This is a genomic window from Brasilonema bromeliae SPC951, from assembly GCF_012912135.1.
GTDB classification, from domain to species: Bacteria; Cyanobacteriota; Cyanobacteriia; order Cyanobacteriales; family Nostocaceae; genus Brasilonema; species Brasilonema bromeliae.
The window spans coordinates 1-1,819 of sequence record NZ_QMEB01000107.1; the positions used below are offsets into that span (position 1 = coordinate 1).

General features: G+C 35.1%; 1 protein-coding gene. It reads right to left on the bottom strand.

Translation table 11 applies throughout. The annotated features are described in order from the left end of the window. Nucleotides 1-18: 18 nt before the first annotated feature. Nucleotides 19-1,819, bottom strand: a 1,801-nt coding sequence (locus tag DP116_RS14795) for an NACHT domain-containing protein (RefSeq protein WP_211173282.1), incomplete at its 5' end; no start/stop codon positions are given.

A 1,819-nucleotide genomic window follows, 5' to 3' on the forward strand; every position in this document is an offset into this window, starting at 1 on the left:
GCATGTGGCGTCCCTGGGCTAAAGCCACAGGGTTTTCATCTCACCCACTATAAATCCTGAAATGAGTCCAAATATTATTGCATCTAAAGGCTGGGTTTTACCTTCTTCTAGTCGCAGATTAACTTCCCAACGTATCAGCCCAGATATCAGCCCAATCATTACAAACCTGAATCTAGACGTTAACTTAGAGTTTCTATTTGCACGCAACCAATATGTCAGTTTAGATAGTAATCTAAGTGGATACCCTATAAGTGCAGACCTTCTACGTGTAGACTTTCTAAGTGCAGACTTTAATTTAGATATCGGGTTATATTCCAGATCTTCAGGCAATAAGAATATCAGTCCAGATATGAATCCAGATAGCAGTCCAGATATTAATCCAAAAAATATATAATGGATCCAGGGAATTTGATCCTGGGGATTGGAATTATAATTTAATATCTCAGAGAATAGTCCGCTAGCTAGTCCACACAGCAGTCCTACAATCAAACTAACTCCAATATGATATATTGTTTCTTGAAAGGTTACTTGATTGGATGGCTGAGACAGCCATTTGGGTTGCATCTTTTCAATTAAAAAATCTGTTTGATTCTCTTTATGCATTTGTTTTGCTAACCATTTTAGATATCTGTTAACTTCTTCTTTATTAACTTTTTCTGAGTAATTTGGATTACTTTTCCATTTCTCTAACTGCTTTTCAATATACTTGTAAAATATTTTGTTCCATATTTCATCTTCGCTATCTTCTTGCAAAAAATCTGTTTTCTGTTGTGAGTTCTTATCAGATTTGTAAACCTCAATTATCAAATAGAGGAATAAAGGTAATTTGATTAAAATCTGTAGTTGATTATTTGTATTTACCAATTCTTTCAACCAATCAGGGACAGAATTATCATTCAGATATTGAACAGCTTTTTCTAGATCGAGAGGTTTTAGTCGGACTACAATCTGAGATGTTAACTCTTGAAGTAATTCTTCTCTTTCTTCATTTTCATTATCTTCGTCTGTACGACTACAAACAACAATCCGTGTTGAATCATATGTAGTAATAAACTTATTTAATTCTCTAACACATGATTTTTGAGAAACGGACTTTAATTCATCAAAGCCATCAATTAGCAAAAGCAATTGTTTTTGTTGAACGAAATTCCATCCCTTTTCTTTAGGAACTTGATAAAAATCTTTTAATTGCTCCACGATCCACTCATCAATGGTCTGTTTCTCCTTCCAAGAAGAAAGGTTTAATATTATAGGAATCGGATGGTTCTTATCTTCACGAGCACGTTCAATTAGCTCGTTGGTCAGGTCTGCTAGAATTGTAGTCTTACCCGATCCAGGTTCACCCAGGATAAGCAGCGTTCTCTTATCATCCATTTCGTTGTCAAAGATATCAAAAACTTTAGTACCTGTAGGTCGTTCTTCTAAACCCAGTGGAATGACTTTATTGTTCAGTTCCTCTGGATTACTAATCAGTCCTTTTGGCTCAAGAAACGGTTGAACTTTGGTTTTCTGGACTCTATTGAGCAAAGTTTCGCGGTCTGGATCACGATTTAGTTTCTTTTGAATACTTCTCAAATCATCACTGTAATCTCCTTGGGGAAAGTCTTCTTCAAGGATTTCACAGAGACGACAAAGCGATTCTTCTAATTTGTTCCTAAATAATTTATTAATGAGTTTCTTAGCAAACTCATTACGTGACAAACCGCTTTCATAAGAAATATTGCCTATATCGATTCTAATATCCTCACATAACGTTTCCCGTCTCAAATCTGTTGTACGTTCGCTATTTATTAAGAGTTCTATCAGCTTTCTTCTGTCT